13 protein-coding genes are annotated in these 16,176 nt (G+C 37.9%); 5 read left to right on the forward strand and 8 right to left on the reverse strand.

Features of this window, described 5'->3' with window-relative positions:
- Positions 1–92 precede the first annotated feature (92 nt).
- From BAOM_RS23580 to BAOM_RS23590, 3 genes are all read right to left on the reverse strand, one after another.
- Entirely contained in the window at positions 93–1,409 is a 1,317-nt protein-coding gene (locus BAOM_RS23580; RefSeq protein ID WP_127762347.1) for a sensor histidine kinase, read from the reverse strand.
- A gap of 444 nt (positions 1,410–1,853) precedes the next feature.
- Positions 1,854–2,225, reverse strand: a complete 372-nt coding sequence (locus tag BAOM_RS23585; RefSeq protein WP_127762348.1) for an SET domain-containing protein — start codon at positions 2,223–2,225, stop codon at positions 1,854–1,856.
- Positions 2,226–2,238: 13 nt separating this feature from the next.
- On the reverse strand, positions 2,239–3,321 hold the full coding sequence (locus BAOM_RS23590) for a CotH kinase family protein (protein ID WP_127762349.1): 1,083 nt from the start codon (positions 3,319–3,321) through the stop codon (positions 2,239–2,241).
- Positions 3,322–3,484: 163 nt separating this feature from the next.
- Here BAOM_RS23590 and BAOM_RS23595 point away from each other — a divergent pair, with 163 nt between their 5' ends.
- Positions 3,485–3,703, forward strand: a complete 219-nt coding sequence (locus BAOM_RS23595) for a hypothetical protein (RefSeq protein WP_127762350.1) — start codon at positions 3,485–3,487, stop codon at positions 3,701–3,703.
- A 252-nt stretch (positions 3,704–3,955) separates the two neighbouring features.
- Here the strand turns inward: BAOM_RS23595 and BAOM_RS23600 are convergent, their stop codons facing one another.
- The 5 genes from BAOM_RS23600 to BAOM_RS23620 all read right to left on the reverse strand — a co-directional run bounded on the left by BAOM_RS23600 (position 3,956) and on the right by BAOM_RS23620 (position 11,611).
- Positions 3,956–5,383 carry a sigma-54 interaction domain-containing protein gene (locus BAOM_RS23600; protein WP_252282873.1) on the reverse strand — a complete coding sequence of 476 codons (1,428 nt, stop codon included), beginning with the start codon at positions 5,381–5,383 and terminating at the stop codon, positions 3,956–3,958.
- 494 nt (positions 5,384–5,877) lie between these two features.
- Positions 5,878–6,663, reverse strand: a complete 786-nt coding sequence (locus tag BAOM_RS23605; protein WP_127762351.1) for a 3-hydroxybutyrate dehydrogenase — start codon at positions 6,661–6,663, stop codon at positions 5,878–5,880.
- 55 nt (positions 6,664–6,718) lie between these two features.
- Positions 6,719–8,158, reverse strand: coding sequence for a GntP family permease (locus tag BAOM_RS23610; RefSeq protein WP_127762352.1), 1,440 nt, complete (start codon positions 8,156–8,158; stop codon positions 6,719–6,721).
- A gap of 707 nt (positions 8,159–8,865) precedes the next feature.
- On the reverse strand, positions 8,866–10,950 hold the full coding sequence (locus BAOM_RS23615) for a HAMP domain-containing sensor histidine kinase (protein WP_127762353.1): 2,085 nt from the start codon (positions 10,948–10,950) through the stop codon (positions 8,866–8,868).
- Positions 10,925–11,611, reverse strand: coding sequence for a response regulator transcription factor (locus tag BAOM_RS23620; RefSeq protein WP_127762354.1), 687 nt, complete (start codon positions 11,609–11,611; stop codon positions 10,925–10,927). The genes BAOM_RS23615 and BAOM_RS23620 overlap by 26 nt, the downstream gene beginning before the upstream one ends.
- Before the next feature lie 342 nt (positions 11,612–11,953).
- Here BAOM_RS23620 and BAOM_RS23625 point away from each other — a divergent pair, with 342 nt between their 5' ends.
- The 4 genes from BAOM_RS23625 to BAOM_RS23640 are packed head-to-tail and all read left to right on the forward strand — an operon-like array spanning position 11,954 to position 15,906.
- Positions 11,954–13,027 (forward strand): iron-siderophore ABC transporter substrate-binding protein, encoded by a 1,074-nt coding sequence (locus BAOM_RS23625; RefSeq protein ID WP_127762355.1) that lies wholly within the window; start codon positions 11,954–11,956, stop codon positions 13,025–13,027.
- Between the two features lies 1 nt (position 13,028).
- A complete protein-coding gene (locus tag BAOM_RS23630) occupies positions 13,029–14,063 on the forward strand; it encodes a FecCD family ABC transporter permease (RefSeq protein ID WP_127762356.1) in 1,035 nt (344 codons plus the stop codon).
- Positions 14,060–15,091 carry a FecCD family ABC transporter permease gene (locus BAOM_RS23635; protein ID WP_127762357.1) on the forward strand — a complete coding sequence of 344 codons (1,032 nt, stop codon included), beginning with the start codon at positions 14,060–14,062 and terminating at the stop codon, positions 15,089–15,091. Before BAOM_RS23630 ends, BAOM_RS23635 begins: the two co-directional genes overlap by 4 nt.
- Entirely contained in the window at positions 15,091–15,906 is an 816-nt protein-coding gene (locus BAOM_RS23640; RefSeq protein WP_127762358.1) for an ABC transporter ATP-binding protein, read from the forward strand. The genes BAOM_RS23635 and BAOM_RS23640 overlap by 1 nt, the downstream gene beginning before the upstream one ends.
- Positions 15,907–16,176 lie beyond the last annotated feature (270 nt).

Here is a 16,176-nt window from a genome sequence, read left to right on the forward strand (position 1 = left end):
TCACCTTTATTTTTTTGCTCATTCGTGTGAAACTGCGGTTTCACACGTGACAATACAGCAGATTTATCGTTCAAATGATGATGACACTTAGCTCATGAAGTGAATTTTTTTATTGGAATATTCACAGTTGCTGTAGTCTCTGTTTCCGTTGACTCCATTACTATATGCCCATCATATTTATGAACTATTTCCTTAACAATAAATAAACCTTGTCCTCTAATTTTTCCCGATTCTTTCTTTTTAGTTGAATACCCACTTTTAAAAATCAATTCCTTATCAATAATCTTTGGACCTGTATTCGTAATTTCAAATAAATAATGGGTTGAATTAGCTTTACATACAATATTTATTTTCCGCTCACCCTCAGGCAGTACTATTGCCGCATCAATTGCATTATCAATTAAATTCGATAATATTTTGATTAAATCTATGGTTTTAATTGTATCGAATGCAACATTAGAAACTGTAAAATTAATATCGATATTATGGTTTTCAGCAGAAAGTTTCTTTGTTTGAAATAATACAGAAAGCCCAGGGTTATCTATATTTATTTTTACAGATTCAATAGAACGAACCTCTTTAAATAGAGACGATAAATACTCTAACGCTTTCTCTGCTTTTCCTAATTTGAGAAGACCATGTAAAACCTGAATATGATTTGTAAAATCATGTCTTAAAGATTGAACAGAAGATATTAACGTTCTAATTTCTGTTTGATATGTATCCTCGGTATCTTCAATTTCCTTTGTTGTTTCTCTTTGATACCATCTCTGCATGACAAAAAAGGATCCTAATACGATTAATACAAATACAGCGTTAAAAGCAAGATTAGAAATACTATTTTTCAGCACTTTATTTTCTATACTATTGAGTGTATCCGCGCTTATATCAATTCCTAAATATCCAATAATCTTACCTTCATGATCCTTAATCGGGGCTCCAACCGACAAATAGTCTTCATATTTAGAGTCCTTAAGCACTCCTGTAACATATGTCTTTCCCTCATACGCTCGTTTCACTTGTTCTTCTGGTACGGTACAAGCCTCTCCTATCGGATAAGACTCTGCAGCTTCTTTAGGCATTCCCATAATCATAGCTGTCGACACTTTAGGATTATCAACAACAAGAGTGTATACATATAAAGCCCCTATTTTTTCTCTTGCATCATTCAAGTATTTTCTCGTTTTCCAATATTCTTTGTTTTTTGTAGGATTAAGAAGGAACTGCTTATACGCTTCTACATCCATCGAAGCAGCGATTGACTTTGCTGCCTCCAGACTTTGGTTTGCGATTGATTCCTCAACCGTTTTTTTTATTTTTACATAAGAAGTAAAGATATTTACACTTATAAAAAAGAATAATAGAAAAACAGATAAGACCCAAATTAATTTTATTTTATTTACTTTCATACTAAATTGTACTTCCCCATCTTTTTATAGAATTGAACAGATCGATCATTTAATTATGCTGCCTCCGCCAATACATCGGCCGAGTCCCAATAAAATGCTATATGATTTGCATGGCATATCAAAGTCCCTATTGAGCAAAAGCAAGTCTATTTTACCATATTCACTATGACCTTTTTGTCACATTCGATCCATAAGCCATAATTATAAAGGATGTATTAACCAAATAGGGGAAACATCAGAAGAAGAAAACAACTTTTCCTTGTTAAAAGAAAGATTGTTTTCTTTTTTGAGGTTACATCGATTGAAGATTCTACAGGTGATTACTCGAGTTGGCGGGGACATGCGTACACGTTTGGCGCCTTTCCTACAATTATCAAAAAGTAAAAATCATTTAAGATTCTTATTTTCAACTGAATCTACGTATTCTATCTTTCTTCACGCATTTTACTCTATAACTTCAAACCATAATGGAGACTGGTCCTCTGGGTCTCCATTGTAATTGACCAGTATCTCTTCTCCCTCATGAATATCTTTCATGGCATAAAAGTCTATCGAGTGGTTTTCAATATTAGTAATATACCTCGCATTAGGAATGTAGGAGTGATTGTATAAAGAACCGTATCCTAAAGCAAGAGCTTTATCCTCTCCCCAACGGAAGATATAGTTTGAAAGAATACACTCCCTCATTAGCTTCCATTCAATTTTAGGAATAACAATTACTGGCGCTTCCTCAAGGAACTCGCCATTCTTAATATTACGTTCTGCAAATATCCCTCTGCCATATTTCTTTGTATTTCTCACACTAATGGGTTCCAAAGGATTCCCCTCCTTATGTTAAGTCTTTTAGATGCTCGCGAAGATACTTATTACGTTTGGCTATAAACTCCAGAATAAGTTCCGGCTCATTAACAAATATATCGATGGACTTCTTTTTATAAGAGTCTAAAGTTATATAAGGGTGTATTTGTCTATGAAGGGTTGTAATTTTCGGTTCTAATGCCTCAGGTGTAAATGAGGTTTCTAATATTTCCTCAAGGAGAAGACGGTACTGATCCCGGAATACCTTTACATCAAGTAAACGTGCAGTTAGTGTATTATAGCCTTCAATGGGAACATCATCGCATTCCATTATCTCCCCATCCCAATCCCTGCCCCACGTTGCATCATAATCCCAGGGGATTATTTGGAATAATCCACTTCCCCCATTTCGATATAGTGCATAATTGTGAATGAAACCATCAAAGTTCTGCGTACACACAATTCCACATAGCCACAACAAATATTTTTCAACATCTAAGTATTTTGTAATTTCTTTACCAAAATCATTTCGCGAAATCGTATTAATTTTATATATGAGCATTTCTAAATCGAGGTCATCCTCAACCTTACCTAATTTCCGTACATATCCGGATAGAAGAGAAGGTTTCGGATTCTCTTCCGGAGTTAATAAAGAAAAATTAGCATGGTATTCCGTCGCATAAAAAATTGAACCATATGGAAGCTGCCTTTTTTGTAAAAACCATTCATCGACCGATTCAATCTGTAAGTAGATCCCCATAGGCTTTCCATTAAGTTCAACGAAAACATGCTTACAATCAGGAGAAACACTCCCAATGTCTTGAAAAAAATCAAAGGATAGCTTGTTTCGAATGAATGAGGGATCACTATATTCAGCATTAAGGTGAATTTCACGCCCCGTAAATCTCTCGTTATATGTTCCAAAGTCGACTCTAAACGATTTTTGGGGAAAATTGCGTATGTGATCTCCACGATAAGTAATACCGATTTCGTACGGAATGTTGTTTACTAATAGCTTGGAAGGAAGAAGCTCCTCGTTCCAGATGTCGCTTTCCAGTACTTCAAGGTGCTTGGGCTCTAAAAAAATACTCATTGTAGGAATATTATGCTGCATAACATCATTCCCTCTTTTTTTTTACATTGTCATCTTATGAGAGAAGAATGGATTTGATAATAAAATAAATAAAATAAATAAAACCTAGAACAAATAAAAAAAGAATTCATAAACTACATAACCTTACACTTTAAGGGAATTTTACGGAAAGGGGGTTCTAACGATGAGTGGAGCTCAAATTTTAGAGTTAATTGAAACAGCAAAAAAAGCAGGTCTTGGTGAGTATTTAACTCAAAACCCAGTAGCACAAGGTAAAGGAACTGGTAAAGGACCTGGTAAAGGAACAGGCAAAAAGCCTGGTAAAGGAACAGGCAAAGGGCCTGGTAAAGGAACAGGTAAAAAGCCTGGTAAAGGAACAGGCAAAAAGCCTGGTAAAAGATAATTTTAGCCTTATCCTGGCTGTCGGGAAATTCCTCCCGGCAGCTGTTTTGTGTTTATTTAGAATCTACATTACCGTAAAATAATAATCCCCCTTATTAGACAAGTTCTAAAACCATTTCTAATAGGGGGGATTTATTGTTTCCACTGTACCACAGCTATTTTCGATTTTCAGATGATCAAACGGCCCTATGTCACGCCAATTTCCAACTGCGATTTCTCTAGACTAAAAGTAAACTTTACGACTAGCATCTCTTTATTTTATATTATATAACTTACATTTATCGTAAAAACTCGTTTTACCGATTTCCAGCAGCAGAGCCGCTTCTAGCTTATTGCCTTTCGTAACCGCTAAAGCATGTTCAATCGCTTGTTTTTCCACTTGCGCCAGCGTCTCCTTCAATGGCTGAACGAACAATGGTTCCGATGCTGACACAAGGCTTGGAGAAACCTCTTGATTAGAATGAATGGCGCTACCGTCCTCCGGCTCAAAATCGCGCAAATACAAGGGCAAATCAGATACCTTAATCGTTTTACCGTCCAGCACATTAATCGAACGCTCTAAAACATTTTCCAATTCGCGAATGTTTCCGGGCCATGAGTGCTGCATCAGCCTTTCTTTTACTTCAGCAGACAGCTCAATACTATTGCGATAAAATCTCGCCTCCAGTTTTTTTAATAACCGTTTCGCAATCGGGGGGATATCTGCCTTTCGTTCCCTTAGCGGAGGAATATCAATTTTAATGACATTTAAGCGATAATATAAATCTTGGCGGAACTCCCCTTTTTCAACCATCTCTTCTAAATCACGATGGGTAGCAGCGATAATTCGCACATCAATAGAGATTGACTTATAGCCGCCTACACGTACAACCTCTTTTTCCTGCAATACCCTTAATAGTTTGCTTTGCATCGAGAGCGGCATGTCCCCAATTTCATCCAAGAAAAGCGTTCCTCCACCGGCCAGTTCGAACTGTCCCTTCTTACCGCCTTTTTTCGCACCTGTAAAAGCACCATCCTCATAGCCAAACAATTCCGATTCTAATAAGTGCTCAGGGATGGAGGAACAGTTAATCGCCACAAAAGGAGCAGACGCACGGGTGCTTTTATGGTGAATCGCATGAGCAAATAATTCCTTCCCGGTGCCCGATTCCCCGATTAATAACACCGATGAATTGCTCCCAGATACTCTTTGGGCGAGTGTCTTTGCCCCAAGAAAGATAGGGCTGCTGCCAATTAAGTCCTCAAAGCTGTATTTACTCCGCAAATCTCTTTGAGCTTTTGCTTGATAATAGTTTAATTCTTCGACGAGGTTTTGAATTTTTGTTCTATACATCCGCCATTCCTCAGGATTGCGAAACATCACATTTCCCACAGCGCCAACAACTTTCCCATCCTCAAAAATAGGAAAACGGTTGGCAATCATTTCACTGCCATTGATTTTTTGAACAGCAGCCAGTTCCGCCTTTCCTGTTTTGACCATCCTGTGCATTCGCGAGTTTTCAATCACATCCTGTACAGGCTGACCAATTGCCTTTTCCATAGTTGTCCCAATAAATTGGCAATATCCCTCATTGATATATAAAATCATTCCGTTATCATCGATAATGACCACACGTTCTGCTAACAGATTGATAATTTGCTCATGCCAACTGATTGGTACTCCGTCAAATGCCCGACTCACTTTTGCTTCCCCCTTGTTGCACTCGTTCTATTTATTATAACAAAAGCAGTCTAAAATTACGTATGGGTACGTATCCAAAATAATCCGCCCATTACCTAATCAATCATATTGTTTAACGGAGGCATTCACACTAACGAATTCCACAACGCGAGGCATGGAAATAAGCTGCGTTATTCATACTATAGAATTTTCATCTTAGTCCCCTGCTTATTTTCAGGGCAGCTTTCTTTTTATCCCACATTTAAAGGGCAGTAAGTCCCCCACCTTAAGCTTATGAGGAGCCCAAGAAGATAGGTGAGGGACAACTGCCCGTTAAGGTCCGATTGATAAAATACAGTGAAAGCTTGCCTTTGTGGTTTTCAAAGGCAAGCTTTCACCAATCAGGTTCATACGGTTACTTGATTGAAAGCAAAGCTTGAAGTCTTAGTGACCGTAGAACGGGATTAACCACCAATGGGGGATGAAGGAAAACCCTCACTGGTAGAAGTTTCACTTTATTGTGCTGTATACCCGCCATCTAGTACGACAGCCTGTCCTGTTACTCCTCTGCCTTTATCACTTGCTAAAAAGACAGCATAATCAGCAATTTCCGATACAGATAACAACCTTTTTTGTGGAACAAGCGGTAGCAGGACTTCCTCCACAGCTCGATCCAGGCTAACCTTCCTTGTCTTGGCTAAATCAGCTAATTGTCCTCTTACAAGCGGAGTATCCACATAGCCAGGACATAAGGCATTTACTGTAATTCCGTGCGGAGCTCCTTCCAATGCTGCTACTTTCGTCAAACCAATGACCCCATGTTTAGCACTATTGTAGGCCGCTTTGCCGGCAAAGCCAACAAGACCATTGATCGAAGCCATGTTGATAACCCGGCCAAAGCCTTGCTCCTTCATAAATGGGAAGACATGCTTAATCCCAATAAAAGGAGCAGTTAACATAACCTTTAGAAGCAGTTCGAATTTTTCTGTTGGGAACTCCTCAATCGGAGAGACATACTGCAGTCCAGCATTATTAACTAAAATATCAATTTTTCCAAAGGTGCTGTGCGCCAATTGAAGACTATTCTTAAACGCTTCCTCATTGGTAACATCACAAGGAGCAGCAATCGCTTCAAATCCTTGTTCTTTTAGCTCCAGCACCACTTGTTCGCTTTTTTCAGCATTTAAATCAGAAATAACGATATTTGCCCCTTCTTGAGCAAATGTCTTAGCGATTTCTAAGCCGATTCCGCTTGCCGACCCTGTAATAAATGCTGTTTTTCCTGCTAATGTTTTCCCCACGTTCATACCTCCTAAAATATTAAACGATCTAGTTGTCTAGTAAATTTTTATTCTATTAAACAATTCCGAAGAATGTATAAAGAGCAATAATCACGAATACAGTTAATGTTTTAATAACGGTGATGGCAAAAATATCTCTATACGATTGCTTATGCGTTAATCCTGTTACCGCAAGCAAGGTTATCACGGCACCGTTATGAGGGAGAGTATCCATACCGCCTGATGCCATCGCCACTACACGGTGCATAACTTCTGGAGGAATATTAGCAGCAGCAATCGCTTGATTATACTTATCAGCCATTGCCCCTAGCGCAATACCCATACCACCGGATGCCGATCCTGTCATCCCGGCAAGTGCAGTTGTCGTAACCGCACCGTTAACAAGCGGATTTGTAAATGCAGTAGATATCCCGTCACTGATTTTCGAAAATCCCGGAAGTGCGGCGATAATACCGCCAAATCCATACTCAGCACCAGTGTTCATAGTGGCCAGCAGGGAACCTCCGATGGCCACATTCACACCATCCTTAAATTTTGCCGTTACCCGTCTCCAATCATAAGCAATAGACGTCACAATCCCTACGAGCAGTGCCATAATAATCGCCCAGATCGGGGCAGATACAGCTACATCAACCTTATAAGCATCTAAACCAAGTGCTGTAAAATCAAAGCCATTCGGATACCATGTCGGAATATACGTTACAAACAGTTTATTCGTTACCCCAACCAAAATAAGTGGAACAAAGGCAAGGATCTGTTTAGCTAACGATTGCTTGGTCGTTAAATTGAGAAGAGCAGGTTCTTTCGATTCTGTCTTCTCCTTTTCCAACGCAGCGGCTGTTTCCGCTTCAAAACCATAATAGCCTTCACCGGCTCTTTCAGCTTTTTTCCTTCTCGACTCTAGGTACAATAAGCCTACAGATAAAACAATGATGGCGCCTATGATTCCAAGGATTGGTGCAGCATAGATATCTGTTTTAAAGAAGGCAATCGGAATAACGTTTTGAATTTGCGGTGTACCTGGCAATGCATCCATTGTAAAAGTAAAAGCACCAAGAGCAATCGTACCCGGAATCAATCTTTTCGGAATATTTGCTTGTCTGAACATTTGCGCAGCAAATGGATAAATCGCAAACACAGCTACGAATAAACTGACACCGCTGTAAGTTAAAATTGCACCAAGCAACACAATCGTCAGCATCGCCCGTTTTGCGCCAAGCCAGCTGACAATAGTCTTAGCAATGGACTCAGCAATCCCTGACATTTCTACGACCTTACCAAAAATAGCTCCTAATAAGAAAACGGCAAAATACGATTTAATAAAGCCGACCATCTTTTCCATGAACACGCCTGAAAAGAAGGGCAAAACATGGAGCGGTGCGATTAACAAAACAGCCAGAAGCGCACAGATAGGAGCAAATAAAATAACTGAATAACCGCGGTAAGCAGCAAACATTAATAATCCGAGCGCTAATAAAATAATTAATAAATCCATATAAATCCCCCTAAATTTAATTCCATAAAGGGCATTTTCTAAATAAACGTTTCTATAATCATTTGTAAATGATCTTCACATTTATACCCTTTTCACGTTTTATGCTAGTATTTGTAGAAATTAATAACTCCTTGTTACTAGCACAATGAATATTCTAATTTTGTTAATAATGGAAAATACCAATGTTAATTTCCGGAATCTTAGAAGATTTTCATGTAGTCTAGTAAAAATTAGTCTTCCATAGAAACAAGTTCATTCACTTTTCCAGCACCCCCTGAGATGATCGATAAGACTTCATTTATTCTCTCAATCTATTATCTGCAAGTATCGTGCCAACTTGGAATTACTAGGTAATATAACTATAAATAGTAAAATAATATTCCGTAAAAGCGGAAAATTCCTGTTTTGCGGAATAAACTAATATAAAAGTCCGAAAAAACGGAAACGGAAGATGTCGCTCTGGTAGGGGGGAAATTCAGCAGCAAGTCAAATAGTTCCTTTAACTTACCTTTAGTCTTGTATCTAGGAAGTGTGTATAAAAAAGGATTATCCGCACCTTCACATACCCTATTCTTACACTTCAATTGAACAATTAGAAAAAGGGCTGATTTATTTGGCACAACTTATTAAAGGCTATGCAAAAAAATAGGATACCGCTTTGATATCCTATTCCTAATAATCATTTAATTTTAAAAAACCAATACGAGTCAGTCATTGTTATGATGTTTAGGTATACAGATCATCGACTTGAACAAATCTCCATCAACTTGAATAGAAAATGTCCCATCTTGTAGCTCAATAAGGCTTCTTGCAATTGATAGTCCTAATCCACTTCCCTCACTAAATCTGGATTCATCGCCCCTTTTAAAACGCTCCATTAATTCGTCTGCTGAAATATTTAATTCATAAGCTGAAATATTTTTGAAGGTGAGAAGGACTTCGCTGCCCGTATCTTCAATATCAATATAGACCCTTGACCCCTTTAAAGCATATTTAAATATATTGGATAATAAGTTTTCTATCGATCTCCACAGTAATCTTCCATCTGCTTTCATATATACTTTATCCTCGGGATGATTCATCTTAAATTCTAAATCTGAGGCTTCAATTTTGTCATTTACCTCTCCCAGCCCCTGGGTGATTAAAGATACGATATCAATTTTATCTAATTGAACCGGAATATCTCCACTTGAGGCCTTAGCCGCTTCAAATAAATCGTCTGTTAGCACTTTGAGCCTTTTCGATTTTTGATCCAGTACCTCGATATATTCTTCTACCTTGGAAGAATCCTTTTCTTTTTTCAATAAGTCGACATAAGTAATAATCGAAGTCAAAGGTGTTCGGATATCATGTGATACATTAGTAATGAGCTCTGTTTTTAACCGTTCACTTTTTAGCTCACTATCAACGGCTTTTTTCAAACCATCTGTAATGCTGTTTATATTATCAGCAAGCCTTTCAAACTCTCCCTCTCCCTCCACATCGATTCGATGACGAAGGTCCCCGTCCTTTATTCTCTCAACCCCTTCTTGTATAGCATGGAAAGATTTCACCTTTTTAAAAGCAAACCAGGCAGCTACACCTATGGTTACCGGGAACATGAAAAACGTTATTACAACCAATATAGGATAACCGATGACTAGTAATACAGTCTTTACGCCAACACTTCCACTATCATATACATTCCGTACAAATACAAACAGCTTATAGAAAATCCTATAGAGCAAGGTATGCTTGATGAGAGTTCGATTCTTGAACTGCTTCACAAGTGATAAAACGAGTATGAGGCCTGCTGTGGCAATTGGGGCTGTAATTGGAATAGACATTTGATGGGCGTTTTCAAAACCTACCCTATCCAACAATGTAACCCAAAGCATTATCATCCCTAGACACAACACTAGGTTAAGATCATTATATAATCTATCTATTGCATGGAAGTGTACTTCTTTATCGTCAAAAGATTTTCTCCCAATTATGAGTAATAAATATAGAAAGGATAAAATAAGCCCTACTAAAAATCCTACTACTTTATATAAGTTATTGGTCGCTGCTACCTTGTCTTCCTTCCATTCTTTTATTTTGAGATTTAAAAATTCTTCCGTAAAAGCCACATAAATCACAGTAGTTTCTGGATCCAATCCATCTATTTGTCCTGTAATCCCATACAAATGTTCATTATCTTCTACTTCATTCGGATAAATCTCTCTTTTATAATTCTCAAAAATCATATAAGAAGGATAGGTTTTAAATTGAGCTTGTTCTTTTTTTGTACTGTTCGTAAATACATTGGTACCATTGCTTGCATAATAAACTAGACCTTCATAACCTTCTAGATTTTGCTTCATTAAATGAAATGCTCTTAAATCATTCTTAATCAGCCTATCCTTTGCTTGAGAAATCTTATCTTTATATACTTTTTTGAACTTCTTATAGTTTTCCTCTTCACTCAAGTTAGGATTATAGCTCTTAGATTGGAATTGAAAGTCTGAGTATAAGTTTCCCTCTTCGCTTCTTAATTCTTCCTCACTGATACTCCTGCCTTTTAAAATATGCTCTTCATTCTTATATTCTCCTATTAGTTGGGTTAGGTTGCTTACAAGATTTTTACTTTCCTGTACATAGGCTTTGCTTTGAAAGTAGTTGTCTTCAGAAATGATTCCAAAATCACCATCACTTAAAATTACTGTATGTACAAATGATGTTAGAGCACCCGTAAAACATGTGATCACCATAACAAAAACGATAATTTTCGTTATGATTGAGTGGCTATAATTTTTCAACTTTGTATCCAATTCCCCACACCACCTTTAAATATTTTGGTTCTTTCGGGTTGATTTCTATTTTTTCTCTGATTTTTCTTATATGAACGGCTACCGTATTCTCCGGATTAACAGGTGTTTCATTCCATACCTTCTGATAGATCTCCTCTATAGAAAAAACTCTCCCAGCATTGACAGTCAAAAGCTTTAATATTTTATATTGTACCGGTGTAAGATGAACTGCCTCTCCATCAACAGTGATTACTTTACTTTCATCATCAATGATAAGTCCCCCAGTTTGATAGACATGGTTCTTGGCTTCAAGGCTTCCCAATGTGGTATACCTTCTTAGCTGTGACTTCACTCTTGCTATGAGCTCTAAAGGATTAAATGGTTTGGTGATATAATCATCTGCTCCTAAATTTAATCCTAATATCTTATCATAATCCTCAGACTTGGCAGAAAGCATAATCAACGGTATTTTATTGTCTTCTCTGATTTTCATAGTAGCTGTTATGCCGTCCATCTTAGGCATCATAATATCCATAATAATCAGATGGATCTCATGATCTTCGATTATTTCGATAGCCTCTATTCCGTTAGACGCTTTGAGAACTTTATAACCTTCATTTTCTAAGTAAATTCCTATAGCATCTACAATGGCCTTATCATCATCACAAACTAATATATTCATAAAAATTCACTCCTGTATATGAATCGGAACATATGATATCACTCCTATTATTTATTCGTTTAAGGTAATGATACCAATTAAATCTTAATAAACTCCGGGTATAAATCTTAAGATTTTCTTAGTATTAAAAAAAGCCCGCGTTAAGCGGGCTAATGAAAGTTAATCCTATTATAATAATTTGTTCCCCAGAATCCTTATAAAGGCGGTAAAACTGCCGCTATTTATGATACGGTTCACCTTGTTATATCTAAATATTTCATTGACAACCTATTAAAGGAGATTTACATTAATGATAGTGATAATTATTATCAACTATTCTTATATTAAGAAAGGATATACAAAATGATTACAAAACAAAAAATATCATTATTCTTAACATTACTAATTGTGATGCTTATGATTGCATTAGCCGGTTGTTCAAGTGAGCAAACAGATAAAAAATCTGAAGCAACTTCAACTGAAGAATCTAATAAGAAAACAGCGGAATCCGAGGAAACAACAACTGAATATCCAATTGTGATTAAACATGCACTTGGAGAAACGACAATTGAAGAAAAACCTGAACGCGTTGTTACTATTCAATGGTCAAACCATGACGTTGCTCTTGCTCTTGGTGTTGTGCCTGTAGGTTTTTCAGCTGCAAACTATGGTGTTCAAGATGATAGCGGAATGTTACCTTGGACTGCAGATAAATTAGAAGAACTTGGTGCAGAAACGCCAACTATTTTCCAAGATACTGACGGTTTAGATTTTGAAGCAATTGCTGACGCTAATCCAGATGTTATTCTTGCAGCATACTCAGGTATTACTCAAGAAGAATATGATACATTAAGTGAAATTGCTCCAGTTGTTGCCTATCAAACTAGCCCTTGGGTAGCTTCATGGCGTGAACAAGTTACGTACAATGCAATGGGTATAGGGATGGAAAAAGAAGGTAAACAACTTATTGCCGATACAGAGAAACTAATTGAAGAAAAAGTAAATGAACACTCTGAAATTAAAGGTAAAAAGGCTGCATTCGTAAGTATTAGTGCCGATGATTTATCTAAGTTCTACATCTACACACCAGAAGATCCACGTGGTGCATTCCTTTCTGAGTTAGGGATGGAATACCCTGAAAGTATTACAAGTCAAATCACTGATCCAAATAGTTTCTATATGGAAGTAAGTGCTGAAAATGCAGATATGCTTAACGATGCTGAGATTTTGGTATCATATGGTAACAAAAATACACTTGCAGCTCTACAAGCTGATCCAATCCTTGGAAAAATCCCAGCGGTAGAGAGAGGTTCTGTCGTAATTATTGGAGATAATACTCCACTTGCAGCAGCAGGAACTCCAAGCCCACTTTCAATTGAATACTCAATTGACGAGTACTTAACTTTAATCTCAGAAGCCGTTAGCAAAGTTCAATAAGATGAATCATACATCCGTTTCAGAAAATAAGCAGTTACTTTTACCGAAAAACTTCATAAAAGTTCTTATACTTTCTATTGTCTTACTCGGTATATGTGTATTGGCTTCTCTTGCTTTTGGATCCCGTACAGTTGGATGGAATGAACTAATGGATGGCCTATTCCATCCTGAAGTACAGTCCCACGGAGCAAATGTGGTTCGCCAAAGAATTGCTAGAACTGTCTTTAGTTTGATGTGTGGTGCTGCATTAGGAGTTTCTGGGGCTCTAATGCAATCAGTTACTCGTAATCCTATCGCAGACCCTAGCATTTTAGGAGTTAATACAGGGGCAGCACTATTCGTCGTTTGCGGAATTTCCTTTTTTAATATGGGTACTGCTAGTCAATACGTTTGGCTTGCATTAGCAGGAGCAATCGTAACTGCCATTGTTGTATTCGGAATTGGTTCAATGGGGAGTGGCGGTGCCACGCCCCTTAAACTTGTTTTAGCAGGTGCTGCTACGAGTGCTGCATTATCATCTCTCGTAATGGCCATTATGATTCCTCGCTCTAACGTTATGGATCAATTTAGATTTTGGCAGGTAGGTAGTGTTGGAGCAGGGGATTGGAGCTCTATCTCTCTTTTTATTCCCTTTCTTATTGTTGGAATATTAATAGCCCTATTCACTGCCCCAGCACTCAATGCATTAGCATTAGGTGATGAAGCAGCTACAGGATTAGGTGTACGTACAGGAACACTTAGGCTTGTTTCTGCCTTTGGAGGAGTGCTGTTGTGCGGTACAGCAACAGCACTCGCAGGTCCTATTGGCTTTATAGGTTTATTAGCAACACATGTGATTCGACTCGTTATTGGTCCTGATTTACGATACATTATCCCAATGTCAGCGTTATCAGGTGCCATTATATTAACCATATCAGATGTATGCGGTCGGATTTTAGGAAGTCCTGGTGAGCTTGAGGTTGGTGTAGTTACAGCATTTATTGGGGCTCCTATTTTAATCTTAATAACTATGAAAGCGAAAATGCGTGCGTTATGATAAATGAATCTATGAATCTTATAATGATAGGTAGAATGAAAAGACGTCGCCGTTTTATCCTCGTGACTTCTTTGCTTGCAATCATTGCCTTTGCACTTTGCTCTACGATGCTTATGCTAGGAAACACGATTTATCCTGTTTCAGATGTCATAAGGGTTCTACTAGGTGAGAAAGTGAAAGGTGCATCTTTTGCAGTGGGAACGATACGTTTTCCTAGAATGGTGGCAGGTGTTTTGGCTGGATTTGCTTTTGGTGTTGCTGGACATGTATTTCAAACGATGCTTCGTAACCCCCTAGCAAATCCAAATGTTATCGGAATAACAGCTGGTTCAAGTGCTGCTGCTGTTTTTTGTATCATCGTTCTTCATGCAAGTAATGCCTTTGTTTCTATTGCTTCTATTATTGGTGGACTTGCTACAGTAATCGTTATTTTTCTATTATCAAGAAGTACTTCCTTTTCAATTGGTCGATTAATATTAATAGGAATTGGCATTCAAGCCATGCTAAATGCTGCCATATCTTATTTATTACTTATCGGTCAGCAACATGATATTCCTACTGCCATGAGATGGCTCAGTGGCAGTCTAAACGGTGCTAAAATGGAAAATCTTTATCCTCTTATGGTTACAGTACTTATTTTCGCACCCATTATCATTGTTCTCGGAAAACGATTGGATATGTTAGAACTTGGGGAGCAAACAGCAACTTCACTTGGAGTTGATACTGATAAAACACGACTTGTACTTATTATTAGTTCGGTACTTATCATTGCTTTAGCTACCGCTGCAACAGGACCTATCGCATTTGTTGCGTTTCTTTCTGGACCTATCGCAAAAAGACTAGTTGGTGTCGGGTTTTCAAGCATTATCCCAGCAGGTCTTGTTGGCATCATTTTAGTTTTAGCATCAGATCTTGTAGGACAATTTGCATTCGTTGCTAGATACCCTGTAGGTGTTATTACAGGCATTCTTGGAGCACCATACTTGATCTACTTGCTAATCCGAATGAATCGAAAGGGGGATTTATAATGAAACCAACACATGCTTTTCAAACTAAAGGAATCACTGCTGGATACGATAATAAAACGATTTTACATGATGTAAGTCTTTCAATTCCAAGTAATAAAATAAGCATTATTATTGGTTCAAACGGTTGCGGTAAATCTACATTACTTAAAACGATGGCTAGGCTTATTAAACCTACTTCCGGGCAAGTGACCTTGGGAGGGAAACCCATTTATAAAATACCACCAAAGCAGTTGGCTCGTGTATTAGGTCTTTTGCCTCAATCCCCTATTGTCCCTGAGGGAATAACTGTTGCGGATTTAGTTGGACGAGGAAGGTATCCACATCAAACATTTCTAAAAGGTTGGACAAAAAAGGATTATGAAGCCGTTGCAGAGGCAATGGAAATCATGAACATCACGGAATTTGCCGATCGACATATTGACGAGCTTTCAGGCGGTCAAAGACAGCGTGTATGGATTGCTATGGCTCTGGCACAACAAACAGACATACTATTTCTCGATGAACCAACAACTTATTTAGATATTACCTATCAAGTCGAAATTCTCGACCTGCTAACAGACCTTAACCGAAAATACGGAACAACCATTGTCATGGTTCTTCATGATATCAACCTGTCAGCACGTTATGCAGACCATATTTTTGCTTTGCATAACGGAAAGCTTGTCGCTGAGGGAGAGCCCTCAGAGGTTATTACAAGTACATTGATTGAAGATATTTTTGGACTCCATTGTAACGTAATAAAGGACCCTGTTTCGGACTCTCCTTTTATGGTACCAATCGGGCGACATCATAATAAATTAAGAATGTATTCTTAATAAAGACTAGTATTTTTCTGCACAGCAATTTTCCGTATAGGTCGTGGAAAGGATTTACTTCTCATGACCTATGACGGACTTACGGGCCTATGCTTCTCATTTACTTATGATACGGTTCACCGCATCGACTTAACTAGCGGTTTTTTACAACCCCTTATAAAAAAGAAGCTTTAATTTAAAAACATACTTTGGAGATGTTACACCCGCCTATTCCGCCAATCCCATCAACACTAATGGTTGCTGCACATCTGGAGCTAAGAAAACAACTCA

Origin of the sequence: Peribacillus asahii (assembly GCF_004006295.1) — a bacterium.
GTDB classification, from domain to species: domain Bacteria; phylum Bacillota; class Bacilli; order Bacillales; family DSM-1321; genus Peribacillus; species Peribacillus asahii_A.

Coding starts and splice junctions, on each gene's coding strand:
- BAOM_RS23580 (WP_127762347.1), bottom strand. CDS start 1,409: ATGAAAGTAAATAAAATAAAATTAATTTGGGTCTTATCTGTTTTTCTA.
- BAOM_RS23590 (WP_127762349.1), bottom strand. CDS start 3,321: ATGCAGCATAATATTCCTACAATGAGTATTTTTTTAGAGCCCAAGCAC.
- BAOM_RS23595 (WP_127762350.1), top strand. CDS start 3,485: ATGAGTGGAGCTCAAATTTTAGAGTTAATTGAAACAGCAAAAAAAGCA.
- BAOM_RS23610 (WP_127762352.1), bottom strand. CDS start 8,158: ATGGATTTATTAATTATTTTATTAGCGCTCGGATTATTAATGTTTGCT.
- BAOM_RS23620 (WP_127762354.1), bottom strand. CDS start 11,611: ATGAATATATTAGTTTGTGATGATGATAAGGCCATTGTAGATGCTATA.
- BAOM_RS23625 (WP_127762355.1), top strand. CDS start 11,954: ATGATTACAAAACAAAAAATATCATTATTCTTAACATTACTAATTGTG.
- BAOM_RS23630 (WP_127762356.1), top strand. CDS start 13,029: ATGAATCATACATCCGTTTCAGAAAATAAGCAGTTACTTTTACCGAAA.
- BAOM_RS23635 (WP_127762357.1), top strand. CDS start 14,060: ATGATAAATGAATCTATGAATCTTATAATGATAGGTAGAATGAAAAGA.
- BAOM_RS23640 (WP_127762358.1), top strand. CDS start 15,091: ATGAAACCAACACATGCTTTTCAAACTAAAGGAATCACTGCTGGATAC.